A 21,049-nucleotide genomic window follows, 5' to 3' on the forward strand; every position below is an offset into this window, starting at 1 on the left:
TTTAAATGATTGGATGTGAAACCTATGGATACATTAGTATCAATTATAACGCCGACTTACAATGCAATTGAGTTTATCGAAGATACATACAACTCCATATTAAACCAGTCTCACACCGAGTGGGAGTGGTTAGTTACAGATGACTGCTCACATGATGGTACCTATGAATTACTTTTGAAATTATCAGGAAAGGATAATAGAGTTAAGGTTTTCCGAAATGAAAAAAATTCTGGTGCTGCTGTAAGTAGAAATAACAGTATTTCTCATATTCGGGGAGAATACTTTGCATTTATCGACTCCGATGACCTCTGGTCTACGACTAAGTTGGAAAAACAACTTAGTTTCATGATTAGTAATAATGTAGAATTCACATTCACAGCATTTGAGATGATCGATGAATCAGGCCTTTCTTTAAATAAGACAGTGGATACGCATTTAAACAAAGCTCTAGATTATCATGATATGTTGAAGAAAAAAGCAACACTAGGGTGTTCTACGGTTATGCTAAAGTCCTGTCTTTTTAAAGATCTTCGAATGCCTTTAATAAGAACGGGACAAGATTATGCGTTTTGGCTTAGTATCCTAAAGCTCGGGTATTCCGTTTACCCGATTAATGATGTGTTAACTAGCTATCGTATAGTTAAAAATTCAATATCTAGAAATAAAATAAATAAGGCACAAAGACAATGGCAAATATATAGATCACATGAGAACCTCAATTTAGTTAATTCATTATATTGCTTTTCATTTTATGCATATAGAGCGGTGTTTAGAAAATGAAAAGATTTGAAGTCTTGGATTCTTTTCGAGGATTGTGTGCAATTGCTGTAGTTTGTTTCCATATAAGAGTACTAGAAGGGTTTACAGAGCTGCCATTTTTTAGAGGTAGCGCGATTTTAGTCGACTTTTTCTTTGTGCTTAGCGGCTTTGTATTGACTCATGGTTATGCTTCGAAAGCTCAGATTACGTTTAAGAAGTTTCTCCTGTCACGTTTTTTCAGACTCTACCCGCTTCATTTTTTTACGTTAGTCACGATTATTTTATTTGAAGTGATTAAATACACGTTCTTTCACAAATTTGGCTGGAGTTTTAATTATGAACCTTTCACAGGAAAAACTTCGTTGAGTCAATTTATTCCAAACTTACTTTTGATTCAGTCTTGGTACCCTGGTTTTGAATCTTTAAGCTTTAATTATCCTTCTTGGAGTATTAGCGTCGAGTTTTACTTGTATATTATTTTTTATTGTACGCTTTTTTTTACCGGAATTAATAGAACAATACTTTGGGTTTTAATATCTTTGTTAGCCTTTGTGTCGATTTTTTACGCTATAGATTTTTTAACGATAAACTCGTTACGAGGACTAACTTCATTTTTTGGAGGGGCGTTAGTATATTTGATATACGAAAAATCCCCTCAACCTAACTTAAGTTATAGGTATGCAACTATTTTCGAGTTTATGTGTATTGTGTTGTCTATATTATTAGTTGGTTCAGAATTTAGCTTGCGACAACCCATAGCGATATTTATGTTTATTGTTGTTGTTTTTGTGTTCGCCCAAGAAAAAGGTGCAGTTTCAAATATATTGAGAAAGAAATTCTTTATTAATTTTGGTAAGCTGTCATATTCAATTTACATGATCCATGTCTGCTTACTTTTTATATTAAGCTATATTATGTTATTAATTAAAAAAATAATGGGTGTAGACTTTACTCAGACAATAGATGGCGTAAGATTTGTTAACTTTGGTGGTTGGATATCGAACTCAATATACGCGATTATGACTTTGTTTTTTGTTATCATTATGTCTAATTTTACTTACAAATATATAGAATTGAAGTTTAGTTCTATGGGGAAAAGGTTTTATTAATTGAGGGTTTAATAGGTGTTGTGGAAAAAATTATTAATTTTTATTATTTTACCGGTTTTTTTGCTGTCTAAAAATTATATTTCAGATATTTATAGAGCAATGAAAGTGTGCAAACATGATTTAGTTAAAAATTATAAATTTTTTCATGATAATGATGTTGTATTTCTAGGCGACAGTATTGTTTACCAAGGATGTTGGCATGATTTTTCTTCTGATTTAAGTCTGCACAATATGGGCTATCCTGGTGCCACATCAGATTTTTTGTTAACGGTGTTAGAACCGATTAAAAGAATTGGACCTTCAAAAGTAATTTTGATGTTTGGTATTAATGATATCGCGAATAATTTTGATATAGAGAACACGTTAGTAAATTATGAAAAAATCGTGCTTTCATTATTAGACATGGATATCGATGTTATAGTGGTTTCGACGTTATACACTGAGATAAAAGAATGGAACCTCCATGTATATAGTTTAAATGCTAGGCTCGAGAAAATGGTAAAAAAATTAAATTTAACTTATATTGATGCTAATAGGTCGTTATCTAAGAATAATAAGTTATTAGAATATTACTCTACAGATGGAGTTCATTTGAACTCAAAAGGGAATAAACTGATAATAAAATCAATTTCTAAAGTGATAATTTGATTTTCATAGGATTATATATAGCGAGTGTCTAGAATTCACTCAGTTATTTAAATGGTACAATAAATTATTTTAAATATTTAAAATATGTTTTTTTGAAATTTTTACTACAGTTAAGTATCGAGAGTTCAGGTCTCTTACTACTTTTAATTTTTAAGTTCGGATGATTATGAAAATTGCTATTGCTGGTACAGGCTATGTCGGTCTGTCTAATGCGATGCTGCTTGCTCAGCATCATGAAGTCGTTGCGGTAGATATCGTGGCTGAAAAAGTAGAGATGCTAAATAACAAGCAGTCTCCGATTGTGGATACGGAAATCACCGATTTCTTGACCAATAAATCGCTTAGCTTCACCGCGACGCTTGATAAAGAATTGGCTTACTCCAATGCGGAATACGTCATCATCGCTACACCGACAGATTACGACGTTGAAACAAACTATTTCAATACTTCATCTGTTGAAGCAGTAATTAAAGATGTGATGGCGATTAACCCAAATGCAGTGATGGTGATCAAGTCGACCGTTCCTGTGGGTTATACCGCGAGAATTAAACAAGAGCTAGAGTGTGAAAACCTGATGTTTTCACCTGAGTTCTTGCGTGAAGGCAAAGCGTTATACGATAACCTGCACCCGTCTCGTATTGTGGTGGGTGAACGCTCTGAGCGCGCGACAGTATTCGCGAACTTGTTGTTAGAAGGCGCGGTTAAAAAAGACGTTGAGATCCTGTACACCGATTCAACAGAAGCCGAAGCCGTAAAGCTGTTCTCTAATACATACTTGGCACTTCGCGTCGCTTACTTTAACGAGCTCGATACTTATGCTGAATCTCACGGTTTAGATACACGTCAAATTATCGATGGCGTCAGCTTAGACCCTCGCATTGGTTCGCACTACAACAACCCTTCATTTGGTTACGGTGGCTACTGCTTACCAAAAGATACCAAGCAACTGCGTGCAAATTACTCGGATGTGCCAAATAATATTATTGGTGCCATTGTTGACTCGAATACCACACGTAAAGATTTTATCGCCGATTCTATTATCAAAAGAAACCCAAGACGCGTTGGTATTTATCGATTAGTAATGAAATCAGGTTCTGACAATTTCCGCGCTTCAAGCATTCAAGGCATTATGAAACGCTTGAAAGCAAAAGGTATTGAAGTAGTAGTATTTGAACCTGAGTTTAAAGAGAAAGAGTTCTTCCGTTCGTTAGTGCTAACGGATTTCGAGCAGTTTAAGTCAAGCTGTGATGTAATTGTCTCAAACCGCATGGCGCAAGAGCTAGCGGATGTTAAAGACAAAGTGTATACGCGCGATCTATTCGGTTCAGATTAAGGAAGAAGTGATGAAATATTTGGTAACAGGCGCTGCGGGTTTTATTGGCAGCGCTGTGGTAGAACAGTTAACGGCGAAAGGACATCAGGTTGTTGGTGTAGATAACCTGAATGATTACTACGATGTCGCTTTGAAAGAAGCGCGTCTAGCGCGTATTCAGCATACCAATTTTAAATTGGTTCAGTTAGACATTGCCGATCGCGATGGTGTAGCTAGCTTGTTTGAAGCGGAGCAATTTGACCAAGTGATCCACTTAGCTGCGCAAGCGGGAGTTCGCTACTCTATTGAAAATCCACATGCTTACGCCGATTCAAATTTAGTCGGTCATTTGAACATTCTTGAAGGTTGTCGTCACAATAAAGTGAAGCACTTGGTTTATGCCTCTTCAAGTTCAGTATACGGGTTGAATGCTAAAACACCGTTTGCAACGTCAGATTCGGTGGATCACCCAGTTTCATTGTACGCAGCGACCAAGAAGTCGAATGAGCTGATGGCGCACAGCTATTCGCACTTATACGATATTCCAACCACAGGCTTACGCTTCTTTACCGTGTATGGTTCGTGGGGCCGTCCAGATATGGCACCGTTTATCTTCACTAAGAAGATTCTTGATGGTGATACCATTGATATTAACAACAACGGTGACATGTGGCGTGATTTTACCCACGTCAACGATATTGTTGAAGGCGTGGTGCGCATCGCTGATGTGGTACCAACACGTGATAATGATTGGACGGTAGAAGCGGGCTCTCCAGCAACCAGCTCTGCGCCTTATGCTGTTTATAATATTGGCCACGGTTCTCCGATCAGTTTGATGGATTTTGTTAAGGCGATTGAAGACGAGCTAGGTATTGAAGCGAAGAAAAACTTCAGAGAAATGCAGCCTGGTGATGTTTACCAAACCTATGCTGATACCCAAGACTTGTTTGCAGCAACGGGTTACACGCCTAAAGTTACCGTTAAAGAAGGCGTCGCTGAGTTTATTCAGTGGTACCGCGAGTTCTACAACAAGTAGAGTTTCAAGTCTCCACTTGTAAACGACTCGGTTTGTTCCAAGTAATACCCTGTCTACCAATAACACCTTCTGATACCTAAAGTGCCTCATTCCATACTGGTTTGAGGCACTTTTCTTCGTTATATCTGTTTTATCCGCAATATTTTTATATATACGTCAGTTAATAACACATAAGAATTTAAATAATGATCAAACACTGCTTATTCCCTGCAGCCGGTTATGGCACGCGCTTTTTACCTGCAACTAAATCCATGCCAAAAGAAATGATGCCTATCGTTAACAAGCCGCTTATTGAATACGGCGTTGACGAGGCGATTCAAGCGGGCATGACCAGCATGGCCGTTGTTACTGGCCGTGGTAAAAGCTCGTTAATGGATCACTTTGATAAGAACTACGAGCTTGAGCACCAAATCCAAGGCACCAATAAAGAGCCTTTATTGGATGATATTCGCTCTCTGATTGATTCGGCTCAGTATACGTTTATTCGCCAACGTGAAATGAAAGGGCTAGGGCATGCCATTTTAACCGGCAAAGAACTGGTGGGTGATAACCCATTTGCGGTTGTTCTGGCTGATGACCTTTGCATTAATGATGACAAAGGCGTGCTAGCACAAATGGCTGCGCTGTACCGTCAGTTCCGCTGCTCCATTGTCGCGGTAGAAGAAGTACCAGAATCTGAAACGCATAAGTACGGTGTGATTGCCGGCGAGCACCTAAGTGATGACCTGATTCGCATTACCGATATGGTCGAGAAGCCAGAGCAAGGTACAGCACCAAGTAACCTCGCGATCATTGGGCGCTACATCTTAACCCCAGACATCTTCGATATTTTGGAAGAAACGCAGCCGGGTAAAGGTGGCGAAATCCAAATTACGGATGCGCTGTTAGATCAAGCCAAAAATGGTTGTGTGATTGCGTACAAGTTTAAAGGTAAGCGTTTTGACTGTGGTAGCGTCGATGGCTATATCGAAGCGACGAACTACTGTTATAAAAATGTCTACCTGAAAGGCAGCAAAGCAGAAATGGATCAAACCGCTACTGAAAAGGTTTAGCGCATATAAATTCGATGAATTGCGATAGTTTTTATCTTTATTGCTGTCGCTTGATTGTTCCACTGAATCATCTTTTTCTAACAATCCCCAAGGCTTTAACCAATGTCACTGTTTGAATACTTTGTCGAACTTTCCCTGTTCTTCTTTCTCTCCTTTTCGGTGTTGTACTGCATGCGTAAAGTGGGCTATGCCGTTGGCTTAGTCGATAAACCGAATGCCAGAAAACATCATGAAGGTGTGGTTCCTCTGGTGGGCGGGCTCTCTCTCTGCATTACCGTGTTGTACTTCCTTTACGTGAATGCGGCCGAGTTCAAAAGGGTTGAGGTAGCGGCAGCGTGCTTAACGGTATTGGTATTGATTGGGGTAGCCGACGACCGTTTCGACATCAGTTTTAAGCTCCGAATGGGTGTGCAAGCCATCTTAGCTCTGATCATCATGAACTACACGGGGTTAACCCTTTCTCATGTCGGTAATGTGTTTGGATTGGGGGTGCTGGACTTCCCTGTGGTGCTCGATAGCATTATTACTGTCATCGCTGTGATCGGTGCCATTAACGCCTTTAACATGGTCGATGGTATTGATGGGCTACTGGGTGGTTTAAGCATGGTGGTATTTGCATCGTTAGGTGTGGTTTTCTTTGCCTATGAACTCGAGTTTTATACCTTTTTCATGGCAGTGATGGTGGTGATCTTATTGCCCTTTGTTCTGTTTAATTTGGGTTATTTGGGCAAGCTACGTAAAGTGTTTATGGGCGATGCCGGTAGCATGATGATCGGCTTCATTGTCATCTGGGTTTTAATTGGCGGAACGCAATCTGAAGAGGGGCCTTATGTCATCCGGCCTGTGACCGCCTTGTGGTTAATCGCAGTGCCTTTGATTGATATGATGGCCATTATGATCCGTCGGATTCGTAAAGGACATTCTCCGTTCCACCCTGACCGCGAGCATTTTCATCACATTATGCAACGCATCGGTTTTACGCCTCGAGAGTCTTTAGTGGTGATTTGCTTGGTGCAATTGGCCTATTCAACACTGGGATTACTAGGCGAATACTTCCAAGTACCAGAATACATTATGTTCTACATCATTGTGGCGTGTTTCTTATTGCATACTTACTGGATGACACACTCGTTTAAGATGGCCAAGATAGTAAGAAAGTGGAAGAAGTTAGAAGCGAAATAGTTTGATGTGTCGTTAACGGACAAGTCTACTATCGCAGTGCTTAGCTGGGTAAATTAGAGAGTTAGAGAGTTAGAGAGTTAGAGAGTTAGAGAGTTAAGTTACAATAGCTTAAGCTAAGGAAAATATAGAAAAGGGCCCAATCTCAATATGAGGTTGGGCCCTTTTTGCGTTTAGCTTGAGAAGTTTTAGACTTGAGTGCTTTTGCTCTTAATCATCTTCAATTGAAAACCTAAGCCATTAATGCACTTCTAATCACTAGTACACTTTTTCTGGAAGGTTACGCCAACTTCTAATCCAGCTTGTGATACGCCAAACATAGCTCATGGCTACAGTGTATGAAGCAAAACACATCATAAACAGGATGAACATGGTCGATTCAGCAATCTCTAGGAACTCGCCGTAGATACCGAGCCCTGCGAAGCTACTTGCGATAGCGCAAATGATGGCGAGTGTTTGGCGCGACGTAAAGCCAAGGCGTTGGAAAATGTGGTGTAGGTGTTCTCTGTCGGGTTTGAAAGGGGAGTCACCGCGGCGTACGCGTCTGAACATGATCGCAGCCATGTCCATTAGAGGAACTGCAATTAACCATAGTGCAGTTATTGGTCGCATCATGGCTTCTGATGGATCTTGGCTTGCGCCCAGCAGTAACCAAATCACAGTAAATCCAATCATCATGCTGCCAGCATCACCCATGAAAACTTTACGCTCGCGCCCCAGAATACCGAGATTCATTAAGATATAGGGAATGGTCGCGGCAATGAATACAGCACATAAGTAAGCTAAGCCGTGTTGACTGTCGATTTTAAGCAAAATTGCGATACCCGCAAAGGTTACAATAGCAAGCCCGCCTAATAAGCCATCAATGCCATCGACCATATTGAACGCATTGATAGCACCAATTACCGCGAGTACCGTGACTACAGGGCTCAGGAACCCTAAATGCAGCTCTCCGGTCCCAAGCAGGTTACCAATGTTCTCTAGTCGGATATCGGCGAAATACATCATGCAAATGGAGAGGAGCGCTTGAACTACAAGTCGTATCTTGAAGCTGATATCGAATTTGTCATCAAGAGCGCCGATAAAAATCAGGGCTGCGATAGAGGCCAAAAAGAGCTGGCTATGGGGGATTACATCGGGGTGCGTGACGATAAACTGGCCTATCGATAAACTGATAGCAATACCCCCGACAAGTGGGATTGCGCCCTTGTGCAGCTTTCTTTCATTGGGTTTATCTACTAAGCCGACGACTTTCGCTACTTTTCGCATCAAAAAGAGTGAGGAAAAGGAGAAAAAGCCAACAAATGATAGCTCTAATAACATGATGAACTCTAGCCAGTTTTTGTAAGAATTTTATTTGCGTGTATCTTACGTTAAAACTATCAATATGTACACTCAGTTGAGTATGTTTTGTTCGCTGTTTTTTGAGTGTGATATTGGGTTTTAGTATGTAATTCAGTGTTAATACAGAATTACGACAGCGGTATTTTCCCCAATACTATTGCTCAAGGTTTATACGATGCTTAAACATAAAATGACGCTTTTTTTCACATTCGATCATCCTACCTGCGCCCTTTCTTGATCTTCCACTACAGTTTTGACTGTAAACTGTAGTAAAATTACGCTAATTTGTTTTTATACCGATTTATTTTGAATTGAACGAGGTCAGTCCTATGTCAGCTAAGAAGCCAATGGCTCTAGTGATCCTTGACGGTTACGGTTACCGTGAAGACAACCAAGACAACGCTATCGCGAACGCTAAAACACCAGTATTAGACGGTCTTATTGCTAACCAACCTAACACGCTAATCTCGGCTTCTGGCTTAGATGTAGGCCTACCTGATGGCCAAATGGGTAACTCTGAAGTGGGTCACACCAACATTGGTGCGGGTCGTGTGGTATACCAAGATCTTACTCGTATTACTAAGTCAATTTCAGACGGCGAGTTCGGCCAAACTGAAACGCTGGTTAACGCTATCGACAAAGCGGTTAAAGCTGATAAAGCGGTTCACATCATGGGTCTTATGTCTCCAGGTGGCGTTCACTCTCATGAAGATCACATCTACGCGGCTGTTGAAATGGCAGCAGAGCGTGGCGCAGAGAAAATCTACCTACACGCTTTCCTAGACGGCCGTGATACGCCGCCACGTAGCGCAGAAAATACACTAGCACGTTTCCAAGCGTTGTTCGCTAAACTGGGCAAAGGCCGTGTTGCTTCGCTTATTGGTCGTTACTACGCAATGGACCGTGATAACAACTGGGATCGCGTTCAAGAGTCTTACGACCTACTGACTCAAGCAGAAGCTGAGTTCACATTCGACACAGCAGTAGCTGGCCTAGAAGCGGCTTACGCTCGTGACGAAAACGATGAGTTCGTAAAAGCGACTGAAATCAAAGCGGAAGGAGAAGAGTCTGCCGCTATCGTTGATGGCGATGCGGTTATCTTCATGAACTACCGTGCTGACCGTGCGCGTGAAATCACACGTGCGTTTGTGCCTAGCTTCGACGGTTTTGAGCGTAATGTATTCCCAGCGATCGATTTCGTGATGCTGACTCAATACGCTGCAGACATCCCACTTCTATGTGCATTCCCACCGGCTTCTCTAGAGAACACCTACGGTGAATGGCTATCGAAAGAAGGCAAAACGCAGCTACGTATCTCTGAAACAGAGAAGTACGCGCACGTGACGTTCTTCTTCAACGGCGGTAAAGAAGACGAGTTTGAAGGCGAAGAGCGTCAGCTTGTTGCTTCTCCAAAAGTCGCAACGTACGACCTACAACCAGAAATGAGCGCGCCAGAGCTAACTGAAAAGCTTGTTGCAGCGATCAAAGGCGGCAAATACGACGCTATCGTGTGTAATTTCCCTAACTGTGACATGGTTGGCCACACTGGCGTTTATGATGCAGCGGTTAAAGCGGTAGAGTCGCTAGACGAATGTCTGGGCAAAGTGGTTGAAGCAATCAAAGAAGCTGACGGCCAACTGCTAATCACAGCGGACCACGGTAACGCGGAAATGATGGTAAACCCAGAAACGGGCGGCATCCACACAGCGCACACTAACCTACCAGTGCCACTTATCTACGTAGGTAGCAAAGACGTTGAGTTCAAAGAAGGCGGTAAACTGTCTGACCTAGCACCAACGATGCTTTCTCTGTCTGGTATTGCTATCCCGGCTGAGATGTCTGGTGATGTGATCGTTAAATAGTTGTTTGGCTCAGCGGTTCACGTTGAGCTTTAACGATTTTGAAAGCCCGCACTTCAAAGTGCGGGCTTTTTTATAGATGCGAGATACGAGTAAACGAGATGCGAAGAGCTTAAGAGCAGATGCGAGATACGCAGAGCTAAACGTTATTTGTAGAGTATGCAGTGTTGAATGAGCAGTTGTTCTAAGTTTTGTTTTTGCAATGCGATCACATCTACAATGACTCTCGTTTCTTTCGGATGAGCTGACGGTAACGTTCGATAGATAATACGAAAACGATCGAGGTGAAATTCGCGAAAGTTTTTCACTCCAAGCTCTAGTAAAGAAGGGGCAATGTTTGCAGCATGAGGGTTATCAGAGACTAAGGCTTCAAATCGGTCGAGAAGAGCTTCTATGCGTTCAATAACAGCCACTTCACTAGAATAATCACTTAAGTAATTAATTAAAGCATCAAGTAGTTGCTCAAAGGTGTCTGTGTACTCGATGGTTGTCATATTATTGAACCGACTGCTTACGCTTTGCCAGTTTATCTCGAATCTGAGAGCCGGAGTTTACTCGGCCATGTTTTTCATCATCAATAGAAAACGACAATAGTTTCATTAGCGCTATAGCTTCATCTCTTCGCTTTCGATCTTCATAAGATTCAATCGTATAAGCGGGCTTACCATTTTGAGTAATGGTCATAGGCTCAGATAAATCGAGGTTAGCCGCGTGCTTTTTTAAGTAACTTATAGTTTCGGTGGACATTATCATCATCTCTTAATGTAGAGGTTTAAATGTAGACTATATTTAGTCTGGTGACAACGACGCTTCTTGATGGTGAAACTTTATATTATTGATCTAGCGAGATAAGGTTTGCTTCTTTTTATTTAAAACCGAACGCTCGAAATCCAGTAACCACTCTTTACGGTTCATGCCGCCGGTATAGCCGGTTAATGTTCCATTCGCGCCGATGACTCGATGGCAGGGTACAACAATACTAAATGGATTCTTGCCGTTCGCACCACCGACTGCCCTTACGGCTTTTGGGTTGTCCATTCTCTTTGCTTGTTCGCCGTAGCTGATGGTTTCGCCATAAGGAATGGTTGTTAAAGCCTGCCAAGCGGCTTTTTGAAAGTTAGTGCCTTTTATCGCTCTTAATGGCAAATCGAATTCTGTACGTTTTCCTGCGAAGTACTCATCCAACTGTTTCGTCGCCAGTTGGCAAAGGTCATCTGGATTGCTAGTAATGAGTTCTTCGTGATTTATATGGTCAATTTCAATAATCGACACACCATCGCTCACAATGAGCATCTTGCCAATCGGTGCGTCATAAAGCATTTTGTAAGTGGTGTCTTCCATGTCATCTTCCTTCTTCTAGTCTCTTTCTGCTCTCAAGCTCTTCGAATCTCGATACCCGAATCTCTCACCTGCTCTTAAGCTCTTACATCTTTTCGCATCTCGATACCCGAATCTCGTATCTGCTCTTAAGCTTTTACATCTTTTCGCATCTCGATTACTCGCATCCCGCATCTGCTCTTATATCTTTTCGCATCTCGATTACTCGCATCTCGAATCTTTCTCTACTTGAAGTGCAAAACAATACCCTGAAATACCACCCATTATGTTTCCTAAAGCTAGGCCAATAAACAGCCCTTCTACGCCATCGATTTGGCTACCTACCCAAGCAAACGGCAAGGTAAATACAAACAGGCGCATGAAGCTCCATTGAAAGGCTTTGAGCGGTTGATGCATGGCATTCATTGCACTAATCAGCATCATGATAATTCCTTGGAAGCCATAGCTAAACGGGACAACTAACAAGTAATGCCACAAGATGCCTCGTACAGATTCTTCTTGAGAGAACAGGGCGGCCAAAGGGATGCTCAATGGCACCATCATTAAGAAAATCAAACCTTGGAACATCACGGCGAAGCGCATGCTTAAGAACAGAGCTTTGAAACTACGTTGTGGATTATTAGCGCCAAAGTTCTGCGCCATGAAAGGCGTTAGGGCCGAGGTCAAGGACATCAACACAATGATAAGAATCGATTCAATACGCTGGGCAGCGCCGTAAGCCGCCACCGCTTCTGTCCCTTGTTTGGCTAACATCATCATGATAATGGCGCCAGCAAGTGGGTTAAGGGCATTGGAAAGGGCTGCGGGTGTGCCAATGGTTAAGATCTGTTTCCAGTCATCGATGATGTTTTTTAGCTTAGGCGGAGCAAGTAGCTTTTCTCGTATGGTTAATACATACAGTGAGCCGCACAATGCACCAAACCAACTGAATCCGCTAGCAATGGCTGCGCCCTGAATCCCTAATTCAGGGAAGGGGCCGTAACCAAAGATTAATAGGGGATCGAGAATGCCGTTAATCAGGCCGGCCAGCATCATAATCTTGGCGGGTGTTTTAGTATCACCACTGGCTCGTATTGCACTATTACCTGCCATTGGAATAACAAGCAGTGGAATGGCTAAATACCAGACTGTCATGTATTCAGATATTAGTGGCAGTAACTCTGGTTTTGCCCCCAATAAAGCAAACATGGGTTCAAGCGTAACTAGCCCCAGAGTTGATGCAAAACCAACAAGAAGCACCGCAAGTAATAAACCGTGACAAGTAAAGCGAGCCGCATTTTGCGCGCAACCTTGACCGAGTAAACGACCAATACAAGTGGAAAGGCCGATGCCAATCCCCATGGTGATGCAGTTGATGGCGAAGGTGATAGGGAAGGTGAAGCTCACTGCTGCAAGGGCTTGTGTGCCCAGTAATGAGATAAAGAAGGTATCGACGAGGTTAAACATCAAGATCGCCACCATACCGAATATGGTCGGTATGGTCATGGTACGCAATGTACTCTCAATTGGGGCGGTTAATAGCCCGTGCTTATCTTGCATGTAAAACGCCAGCTGAAACGAAAGGAGTAGGATAAACAGATGCGGGCGGGAAGGGAAGAAAAGCAGATGCGAGTAAACGAGATTCGGGATGCGAAGAGCTTGAAGAGCAGATACAAAGAATTAGATGAGGGTAACGGGATGCGAGATACGAAAAGCAAAAACAAAGAAGGTTAGCTACTCGTTTACTCGAATCCCGTCACTGCTCTTATTCTCTTCGCCACTCGCTTACCCGAATCCCGCAACTGCTCTTATTCTCTTCGTTTACTCGTTTACCCGCGTCTCGCATCTGCTCTTACATCTTTTCGAATCTCGATTACTCGCATCCCGTCACTGCTCTTATTCTCTTCGTTACTCGATTATTCGCATCCCGTATCTGCCCCTTAGATCACAATTTTTCCCTTTCACCCCTTGGGTTCTTCCACATCGCCCCAACATACTCTTTAACCCCATGCCAATCGTGGCAACTATCAAATTAAATGGAAATTATCAGGAGATCTGACCGATGAATATCCGTCCTCTACACGACCGAGTTATCGTTGAGCGCCAAGAAGTTGAATCTAAATCTGCTGGTGGCATCGTTCTAACTGGTTCTGCCGCTGAAAAATCAACTCGCGGTGTAATTCTAGCTGTTGGCAAAGGCCGCATTCTAGAAAACGGTTCAGTACAACCATTGGACGTTAAAGTTGGCGACACTGTTATCTTCGCTGAAGGCTACGGCACTAAGTCTGAAAAAATCGACGGCAAAGAAGTTCTGATTATGTCTGAAAACGACATCATGGCGATCGTTGAGTAATCCGACCCATAAAACTGAACTGATTGAATAAAGAATTTAAAGGAAATAAAGATGGCTGCTAAAGACGTTAAATTTGGTAACGACGCACGTATTAAAATGCTAGAAGGTGTAAACGTTCTGGCTGACGCGGTAAAAGTAACGCTAGGTCCTAAAGGCCGTAACGTTGTTCTAGATAAATCATTTGGCGCACCAACGATCACTAAAGATGGTGTTTCTGTTGCACGTGAAATCGAACTTGAAGACAAGTTCCAAAACATGGGCGCACAAATGGTTAAAGAAGTGGCTTCGCAAGCGAATGACGCAGCGGGCGACGGTACTACTACAGCAACAGTTCTTGCACAAGCAATCATCACTGAAGGCCTAAAAGCCGTAGCTGCTGGCATGAACCCAATGGATCTTAAGCGCGGCATCGACAAAGCGGTTATCGCAGCAGTTGAAGAGCTTAAAGGCCTTTCTGTTCCATGTTCTGATACTAAAGCTATCGCTCAAGTAGGTACTATCTCTGCGAACTCGGATTCGACAGTAGGTAACATCATTGCTGAAGCGATGGAAAAAGTAGGTCGTGATGGCGTAATCACGGTTGAAGAAGGTCAGGCTCTGCAAGACGAGCTAGACGTAGTTGAAGGCATGCAGTTCGACCGCGGTTACCTATCTCCTTACTTCATCAACAACCAAGAAGCGGGTTCTGTTGATCTAGAAAGCCCATTCATTCTGCTTATCGACAAGAAAGTTTCGAACATCCGTGAACTTCTTCCGACTCTAGAAGCAGTAGCTAAGGCATCTCGTCCACTTCTTATCATCGCTGAAGATGTAGAAGGCGAAGCGCTTGCAACTCTCGTTGTGAACAACATGCGTGGCATCGTTAAAGTGGCTGCTGTTAAAGCACCTGGTTTCGGTGACCGTCGTAAGTCTATGCTGCAAGATATCGCTATCCTAACGGGCGGCACGGTTATCTCTGAAGAGATCGGTCTAGACCTTGAGAAAGTAACGCTAGAAGACCTAGGTCAAGCTAAGCGTATTACTATCACTAAAGAAAACTCAACCATCATTGATGGCGCGGGTGATGAAGTGATGATCCAAGGTCGCGTTTCTCAAATCCGTCAACAAATCGAAGATGCAACTTCAGACTACGACAAAGAAAAACTTCAAGAGCGCGTAGCGAAACTAGCTGGCGGTGTTGCAGTAATCAAAGTTGGCGCTGCGACTGAAGTTGAGATGAAAGAGAAGAAAGACCGCGTAGAAGACGCACTTCACGCAACTCGCGCTGCAGTTGAAGAAGGTGTGGTTGCTGGTGGTGGTGTTGCTCTTATCCGCGCTGCATCTAAAGTGGCTAACCTTGAAGGTGACAACGAAGAGCAAAACGTAGGTATCCGCGTTGCGCTACGTGCAATGGAAGCACCGATTCGTCAAATCACTAAGAACGCAGGTGATGAAGAGTCTGTTGTTGCTAACAACGTTCGTGCTGGCGAAGGTAACTACGGTTACAACGCGGCGACTGGCGAATACGGCGACATGATTGCAATGGGTATCCTAGATCCAACTAAGGTGACTCGTTCTGCATTACAATTCGCAGCATCAGTTGCTGGTCTTATGATCACAACAGAAGCGATGGTGACAGACAAGCCTCAAGATTCAGCTCCTGCAATGCCTGATATGGGCGGCATGGGCGGTATGGGTGGCATGGGCGGTATGATGTAATCATCCCTCGCTATTCATAGTGAAATTGAAAACGGAGGCTTCGGTCTCCGTTTTTTTATGGAGCAGATACTTAAGATCAGATACGAGATGCGAGTAATCGGGATGCGAAGAGCTTTAAAGGCAGATACGAGATGCGAGTAATCGGGATACGAAGAGCTTGAAAAGCAGATTCGAGATACGGGTAATCGGGATACGAAGAGCGTAAGAGCGGATACGAGATTCGAGTAAGCGGGATACGAAGAGCTTGAAAAGCAGATGAGAGGTGCGAGTAATCGGGATGCGAAAAGATTTAGAAGGTTAGAGCAGATATGAGATTAGAAAAGATGAAAGGATAGAAGTCTCGAACTTTGGTTCTTTATTAATACTTTTCTACGATGTTCTTTTGAGATGATTAGTTTTTCGGTCTTTAGGTAGAAATTGTGCTTTATAGAAAACTTGATGTTTGGCAACGAAGTCGACAGCTATCGATAAACGTTTATCGAGTAATGTCTATGTGCAAAGATTTTGGTTTCAAAGATCAGATTACTCGCAGTGCTTTATCTGTACCTAGCAATATCGCAGAAGGCTGTGAGCGGAAATCTCTGAAAGAGCGTAAGCACTTCTTTGCAATCGCTAAGGGGTCTATAAGTGAATTTGCAACTCAAGGTGACATAGGCTCTGAAGTTGGGTTCATTTCCAAGAGCGTTGGTGAGCAATGGCAATCGGAAGCATTTCAAATCTCACGCATGTTAGGAGCTTTAATCAAGTCACTAGAACAATAACTTCCTTTGCTTTTCGCATCTCGTTTACTCGCATCCCGCATCTGTTTTTATCTCTGTTCTTTGCCTTTCGTATCTCGTTTACTCGAATCCCGCATCTGCTTTTATCTTTGCTCTTATTCTTTTCGCATCTCGCTACTCGTATCTCTCATCCGCTCTTATTCTTTTCTCATCTCGTTCACTCGAATCCCACATCTGTTTTTATCTCAGCTCTTTGCTTTTCGCATCCCGTGCACTCGAATCCCGCATCTGCTCTTTGCTTTTCGCATCTAGTTACTCGTATCTCTCATCCGCTCTTATTCCTTTCGCATCTCGTTTACTCGAATCCCGCATCTGCTCTTAATCATTGCTCTTTTTGATTTACCGTCTTATATTCAACAGTACAGTTATGACATTGGTCTAACATGGATAGCTGTTGAATAAAGGATAATAAATGCTTGATTGAAAATGGATTAATCAAGTCAACAATAAGTCAGTGGAGACTCCCCAATGAAAAAACTACTTTCAGTACTTGCTGTGTCGGCAGCAGTAATGGCACCAGCGGCATTCGCTTCTTCGCCTGTTATGTTTTCAACGATCAACGGCTTCAACGCACCTGATTCAGATGCGGTTGGCGGTGTACGTTTAGCTCTGCTTCACGGACAAGTAAACGACCTTAAAGGTGTTGATCTTGCGGTTGTTGGTATGTCTGAGACGCAAACAACAACAGGTGTGAACCTGGGTATCTTCGGTGCATCAAAAGTGAACCAAGAAATGACCGGCGCATCTCTAGGTTTCTTCAACTGGAACACAGGTAAAACAACGGGTGTTAACCTTGGTGCAGTGAACATTACCAATGATGTAAAAGGCGCGAACGTGAGTTTCGTCAACTACTCAGAAGGTAACACTATGGTTGATGTTGGCGCTGCGAACCTTTCAGAAGTGTCGACGGTTCAGGTTGGTATCTTCAACAAAACCAACAAAATCGAAGGTGTACAAGTTGGCCTGATCAACTGTGCTGATAACGGTTTCTTCCCGTGCTTCCCGATTGTAAACTTCGCTAAATAAAGCGGTCGTTTAGCCTTTAGTTCTACTATTGGCGAGCGATGTTTAGTTGGCGTATTAGCTTTTATTTAGCGCATTAGCGTTTAAAAGCTAAGCCTATCAACGCCTAAACCCTTGTTTAGGCGTTATTACATTCAATTCCACAACCAAGATAAACTTCTCAAACCACCTGATAAGCATATTGTTTTATATTTCCTATTGCAGTATTTTTACTTATAAGTACAATGTGCGATAAATTCCCAATGATGATTTATATGCTTTGATTAACCACCATACCATCGATTTTAAAAAGGCTTTTTTAAGTCTGACCGCCAGTTTTTTAGTAGTTTTGAGCTTGTTGCTCGTTGATTCAGCGGAAGAATCAGATAAACAGTATGGAATCGAAAACCAAGGCGTGACACGCTCTTTAGCGGAGCTCACACAGATCATAAATGCGCTTGAGTACAACATCACTGCGCTTTATCCACTGCATGGGGATACCTACGTATTCTCGCATGACAAAAAGATTGAAGGTGAGACGTGCTACTTCACTAGTGAGGAGCAACATGCCCCTCGTTTTGATTTTATGTTCTCTGGCCCTCGCGAGATGTGTAACCCGAAATCGGACCTTTATACCGAAGCGGGTAAGCGTTTGTTTATTGCGCCTACCATGGCCTATTTCGCCAATACCATTGATACCATCTCAGCGATCTACTTCATCTCGAAAGAGAAGTTTATTATCTCTTCCCCCTCTGATATTGCCCAATATATGAAAGGTGATACGTTCGACTCTGTCGTAAATAGCCGACCATATTGGATCAATACGGTTCGCTTTGGCCTATCGCAAGGCAAAGACCAAGTGGTGTATACCGGCCAATACGATGATTATCTGACAGGTCAAAAAGTGGTGACCTTAACCAAAGGGATCTACGTTAATGGTGAGTTTAAAGGGGTATTGGGTGTCGATGGCTATGTCTCTAACCTAGTATCAAACCCTACCCATGGCTATAAAGTCACAAGTACGCAAGGCGCAAACAAATACGGCTTTATGGACTTTACCTATTCTAAGCCTCTGTATGTTGATGACATTAACACCCAGCTATATCTGAGTATTGTAGAAGATAAGAGCGAGCACTTTCTGCATGTATTGGAGATGGAGAAGATTCAGCTTTCGATACTGTTGGTTTTGTATCTGCTCTCGGTTTTATGGCTATGGCGTTTCTATACAAGACAAGAGCACCAGCGTTTAAATGCCCTAGCAATGCGCGACCCATTAACCGGCTTGCTGAATCGACGTGGCTTTGAAACCCGATTACTGGCGCAAGATGAAGAGCCGATTATTGGTGTTGGCGTGTTTGATATCGATGATTTCAAAGTCGTTAATGATCAATATGGTCATAAAGTGGGGGACGAGGTGATTTGTCATGTTGCTCAGTTGATGCTGAACAGCGTTAGACAGCAAGATATCGTGGCTCGATTTGGTGGTGAAGAGTTTGTTGTTGCGATTACGGGTGAATCATCAGAGTTGCTTTCATCGATCTTTGAGCGAATTAAAAACGACATTAGCCTACAGAGTTATCGATGTCCAACGGGTGACAAGATAAATATCTCTGTCTCTGGTGGCGCGACGCTCTACTCTTTGTACAAATTCGACAGTGTTGGGCACTTGTGGGAAAACCAGAGTATTCGCGCTTGCGACGAACAGCTCTATAAGGCAAAGGCTGCGGGCAAGAACCAGGTGTGTATTCAGGTGTATTAAGCGCTTTCGTAAAAACTTAAAGCCTAGTCGTTTGACTAGGCTTCTTTTTTGTCTAATGAATTGTGTCTAAGCAATTGTCTTTAAGAAATTGCACCTAAGATTAGGATTATTTTTTCGCGCGACCTTTTCTCATCCACTTTTGGTGAACACCACGACGCAGGCTCTGGAAGCTATTTTCCACCTTGTCGACACCAAGCAGAATCACTAGCGCCATTAGCGTGATAATGACTGATTGAGAAAGGTGGCCAAGTGCGATCATCATACCTAATGCAGCGAGCACCCAGATAATCGCGGCTGACGTGACTCCATGAATCTTGCCATCCAGTGTCATCATTACCCCTGCGCCAAGGAAACCCACCCCAGTAATTATCTGCCCAAGCACACGAGCTTGATCGAGCGTATTAGGGGAAAGGCTAATCGCCATGGTGAGGAAGAAGTAGGTGCCGCTGATGATCAGAATCGATGTCCTGATCCCTACCGGTTTACCGCGTGTTTGTCGCTCGATGCCGATTAACGAACCACACAGCATGCATACTGCAAGACCTGCCCAGCTAAAGGGGGCAAGGTTGAGAGTTTGTTCTATAAATTGTGTCATATCACCCCTCCTAAAAATTTAGAATAGAGCCGAGTATGCTAATAATAGACCGGACGATCGAACAAAAACTTTTTGTCTTAACGATTGATAAAGATGACTTAAAGTCTAGCAGCCGATGTTGTTAAGGTGAAGCTAGGTGAGTTTTTCTTTTGTCGCTTCTTGATACTCAAGAAGCGACCAGTGCTCGAGATAGAGTTATTCAATGTGTAGGTCGAGTGGTGTCTTGCTGCTGCGTCCGCCAATCTCTCGGGTTAACTTAGGTACTAGGTAGCCAGAAACCTCAGAGATTAATCCCTTAAAGTGATGCTTGGCTTCTTCATCTGAAATATAGAAATGAGCAGCGCCCTGAACCTTATCAAGCACATGCATATAGTAAGGTAAAACACCGGCATCGAATAGTTTTTCGCTTAATTCTTTCAATGAGTTAGCGCTGTTGTTTACACCTTTAAGCATCACGCCTTGGTTGAGCAGAGTCGCTCCAGTTAGTCTAAGCTTATGGAAGGCTTGCTTGAGTTCAAAGTTGATTTCATTGGCATGGTTAATATGGCTGACCATGACCACATTGAGGCGAGTTTGCGCTAACAATTGGCACAGCTCATCCGTTACTCGAGCTGGAATCACAACTGGTAATCGGCTATGAATTCGAACGGTTTTCACATGTGGAATTTGTTCGATAGCATGAATCAGCCATTCTAGTTCGCTGTCTTTGGCCATCAGTGGATCGCCACCCGACAAGATAACCTCGTTGATCTCTGGGTGAGCCGCCACATAGTCGAGGCTGGTTTGCCAAACAGACTTCGAGCCCTTGTTATCTTGATAAGGGAAGTGACGACGGAAGCAGTAGCGGCAGTTAATCGCACAGCCACCTTTCACTATCATCAGTGCACGATTTTTATATTTGTGCAGTAAGCCCGGGATTGCGTTCTCTTGCTCTTCTAGGGGATCGGCGGAGTAGCCTTGGTGCACCTCAAACTCTTCACTTAGCGGTAAAACCTGTCTTAGCAAAGGATCGTGTGGGTTGCCTTTTTCCATTCGTTCGACAAAGCTAAGAGGTACCCGAAGTGCAAATAACTCACGAGCAGCAAAGCCTGCTTGCCACGGTGTTGGGTCTATTTCCAATGCCTCAAGCAGTTTTGTCGGGTCAGAGATCGCATTCGATAGTTGTTTGAGCCAGTTTTGCTCAACAGATTCGACTTTTCGGGTTATGATATGCGGCATTGAAATTAACTCAAAGATGTGGAAGAGAAA

20 protein-coding genes are annotated in these 21,049 nt (G+C 43.0%); 13 read left to right on the forward strand and 7 right to left on the reverse strand.

The features are described from left to right. Positions 1-24: 24 nt before the first annotated feature. The 7 genes from CWO08_RS08410 to wecA (CWO08_RS08440) all read left to right on the forward strand — a co-directional run bounded on the left by CWO08_RS08410 (position 25) and on the right by wecA (CWO08_RS08440) (position 7,098). The gene (locus tag CWO08_RS08410; protein WP_108020260.1) at positions 25-780 is read left to right on the forward strand and encodes a glycosyltransferase family 2 protein; all 756 of its coding nucleotides are present in this window, start codon (positions 25-27) and stop codon (positions 778-780) included. After that, positions 777-1,868: an acyltransferase gene (locus tag CWO08_RS08415; protein ID WP_108020261.1), complete on the forward strand. Its 1,092-nt coding sequence runs from the start codon at positions 777-779 to the stop codon at positions 1,866-1,868. Before CWO08_RS08410 ends, CWO08_RS08415 begins: the two co-directional genes overlap by 4 nt. A gap of 15 nt (positions 1,869-1,883) precedes the next feature. Next, a complete protein-coding gene (locus tag CWO08_RS08420; RefSeq protein ID WP_108020262.1) occupies positions 1,884-2,516 on the forward strand; it encodes a GDSL-type esterase/lipase family protein in 633 nt (210 codons plus the stop codon). Positions 2,517-2,682: 166 nt separating this feature from the next. After that, positions 2,683-3,849 (forward strand): nucleotide sugar dehydrogenase, encoded by a 1,167-nt coding sequence (locus CWO08_RS08425; protein ID WP_108020263.1) that lies wholly within the window; start codon positions 2,683-2,685, stop codon positions 3,847-3,849. Positions 3,850-3,859: 10 nt separating this feature from the next. Beyond that, a complete protein-coding gene (locus CWO08_RS08430; RefSeq protein ID WP_108020264.1) occupies positions 3,860-4,864 on the forward strand; it encodes an NAD-dependent epimerase in 1,005 nt (334 codons plus the stop codon). Positions 4,865-5,049: 185 nt separating this feature from the next. Continuing rightward, entirely contained in the window at positions 5,050-5,916 is an 867-nt protein-coding gene (gene galU, locus CWO08_RS08435; RefSeq protein WP_108020265.1) for a UTP--glucose-1-phosphate uridylyltransferase GalU, read from the forward strand. A 102-nt stretch (positions 5,917-6,018) separates the two neighbouring features. Next, the gene (gene wecA, locus CWO08_RS08440) at positions 6,019-7,098 is read left to right on the forward strand and encodes a UDP-N-acetylglucosamine--undecaprenyl-phosphate N-acetylglucosaminephosphotransferase (RefSeq protein WP_108020266.1); all 1,080 of its coding nucleotides are present in this window, start codon (positions 6,019-6,021) and stop codon (positions 7,096-7,098) included. Positions 7,099-7,353: 255 nt separating this feature from the next. Here wecA (CWO08_RS08440) and wecA (CWO08_RS08445) read toward each other — a convergent pair whose 3' ends face one another. Continuing rightward, positions 7,354-8,418 carry a UDP-N-acetylglucosamine--undecaprenyl-phosphate N-acetylglucosaminephosphotransferase gene (gene wecA, locus CWO08_RS08445; RefSeq protein ID WP_108020267.1) on the reverse strand — a complete coding sequence of 355 codons (1,065 nt, stop codon included), beginning with the start codon at positions 8,416-8,418 and terminating at the stop codon, positions 7,354-7,356. Between the two features lie 350 nt (positions 8,419-8,768). Here wecA (CWO08_RS08445) and gpmM point away from each other — a divergent pair, with 350 nt between their 5' ends. Continuing rightward, positions 8,769-10,301 (forward strand): 2,3-bisphosphoglycerate-independent phosphoglycerate mutase, encoded by a 1,533-nt coding sequence (gpmM, locus tag CWO08_RS08450; protein ID WP_108020268.1) that lies wholly within the window; start codon positions 8,769-8,771, stop codon positions 10,299-10,301. Positions 10,302-10,444: 143 nt separating this feature from the next. Here gpmM and CWO08_RS08455 read toward each other — a convergent pair whose 3' ends face one another. The 4 genes from CWO08_RS08455 to CWO08_RS08470 all read right to left on the reverse strand — a co-directional run bounded on the left by CWO08_RS08455 (position 10,445) and on the right by CWO08_RS08470 (position 13,175). Then, positions 10,445-10,792, reverse strand: a complete 348-nt coding sequence (locus tag CWO08_RS08455; protein ID WP_052880190.1) for a type II toxin-antitoxin system RelE/ParE family toxin — start codon at positions 10,790-10,792, stop codon at positions 10,445-10,447. A gap of 1 nt (position 10,793) precedes the next feature. After that, positions 10,794-11,045: a type II toxin-antitoxin system Phd/YefM family antitoxin gene (locus tag CWO08_RS08460; RefSeq protein WP_052880189.1), complete on the reverse strand. Its 252-nt coding sequence runs from the start codon at positions 11,043-11,045 to the stop codon at positions 10,794-10,796. Positions 11,046-11,138: 93 nt separating this feature from the next. Further along, complete coding sequence (locus CWO08_RS08465) at positions 11,139-11,639, reverse strand: methylated-DNA--[protein]-cysteine S-methyltransferase (protein ID WP_108020269.1); 501 nt, start codon at positions 11,637-11,639, stop codon at positions 11,139-11,141. Between the two features lie 198 nt (positions 11,640-11,837). Next, positions 11,838-13,175, reverse strand: coding sequence for an MATE family efflux transporter (locus CWO08_RS08470; protein WP_108020270.1), 1,338 nt, complete (start codon positions 13,173-13,175; stop codon positions 11,838-11,840). 502 nt (positions 13,176-13,677) lie between these two features. Between CWO08_RS08470 and CWO08_RS08475 the strand changes: the two genes are divergently transcribed. From CWO08_RS08475 to CWO08_RS08495, 5 genes are all read left to right on the forward strand, one after another. Further along, the gene (locus CWO08_RS08475) at positions 13,678-13,968 is read left to right on the forward strand and encodes a co-chaperone GroES (RefSeq protein ID WP_004741353.1); all 291 of its coding nucleotides are present in this window, start codon (positions 13,678-13,680) and stop codon (positions 13,966-13,968) included. Positions 13,969-14,019: 51 nt separating this feature from the next. Continuing rightward, complete coding sequence (gene groL, locus CWO08_RS08480; RefSeq protein ID WP_048607778.1) at positions 14,020-15,666, forward strand: chaperonin GroEL; 1,647 nt, start codon at positions 14,020-14,022, stop codon at positions 15,664-15,666. 419 nt (positions 15,667-16,085) lie between these two features. Continuing rightward, positions 16,086-16,427: a four helix bundle protein gene (locus CWO08_RS08485; RefSeq protein WP_108020271.1), complete on the forward strand. Its 342-nt coding sequence runs from the start codon at positions 16,086-16,088 to the stop codon at positions 16,425-16,427. Between the two features lie 486 nt (positions 16,428-16,913). Beyond that, entirely contained in the window at positions 16,914-17,471 is a 558-nt protein-coding gene (locus CWO08_RS08490) for a VC2662 family protein (RefSeq protein WP_017068001.1), read from the forward strand. A 256-nt stretch (positions 17,472-17,727) separates the two neighbouring features. Next, complete coding sequence (locus CWO08_RS08495; RefSeq protein WP_108020272.1) at positions 17,728-19,206, forward strand: diguanylate cyclase; 1,479 nt, start codon at positions 17,728-17,730, stop codon at positions 19,204-19,206. A gap of 106 nt (positions 19,207-19,312) precedes the next feature. On the opposite strand, the gene CWO08_RS08500 is transcribed toward CWO08_RS08495, so the two are convergent. After that, positions 19,313-19,801, reverse strand: a complete 489-nt coding sequence (locus CWO08_RS08500) for an MgtC/SapB family protein (RefSeq protein ID WP_055320086.1) — start codon at positions 19,799-19,801, stop codon at positions 19,313-19,315. A gap of 195 nt (positions 19,802-19,996) precedes the next feature. Continuing rightward, positions 19,997-21,019, reverse strand: a complete 1,023-nt coding sequence (gene epmB, locus CWO08_RS08505; RefSeq protein WP_108020273.1) for an EF-P beta-lysylation protein EpmB — start codon at positions 21,017-21,019, stop codon at positions 19,997-19,999. Positions 21,020-21,049 lie beyond the last annotated feature (30 nt).

Origin of the sequence: Vibrio sp. 10N.286.48.B8 (assembly GCF_003050085.1) — a bacterium.
In the GTDB taxonomy this organism is placed as follows: Bacteria; Pseudomonadota; Gammaproteobacteria; order Enterobacterales; family Vibrionaceae; genus Vibrio; species Vibrio crassostreae.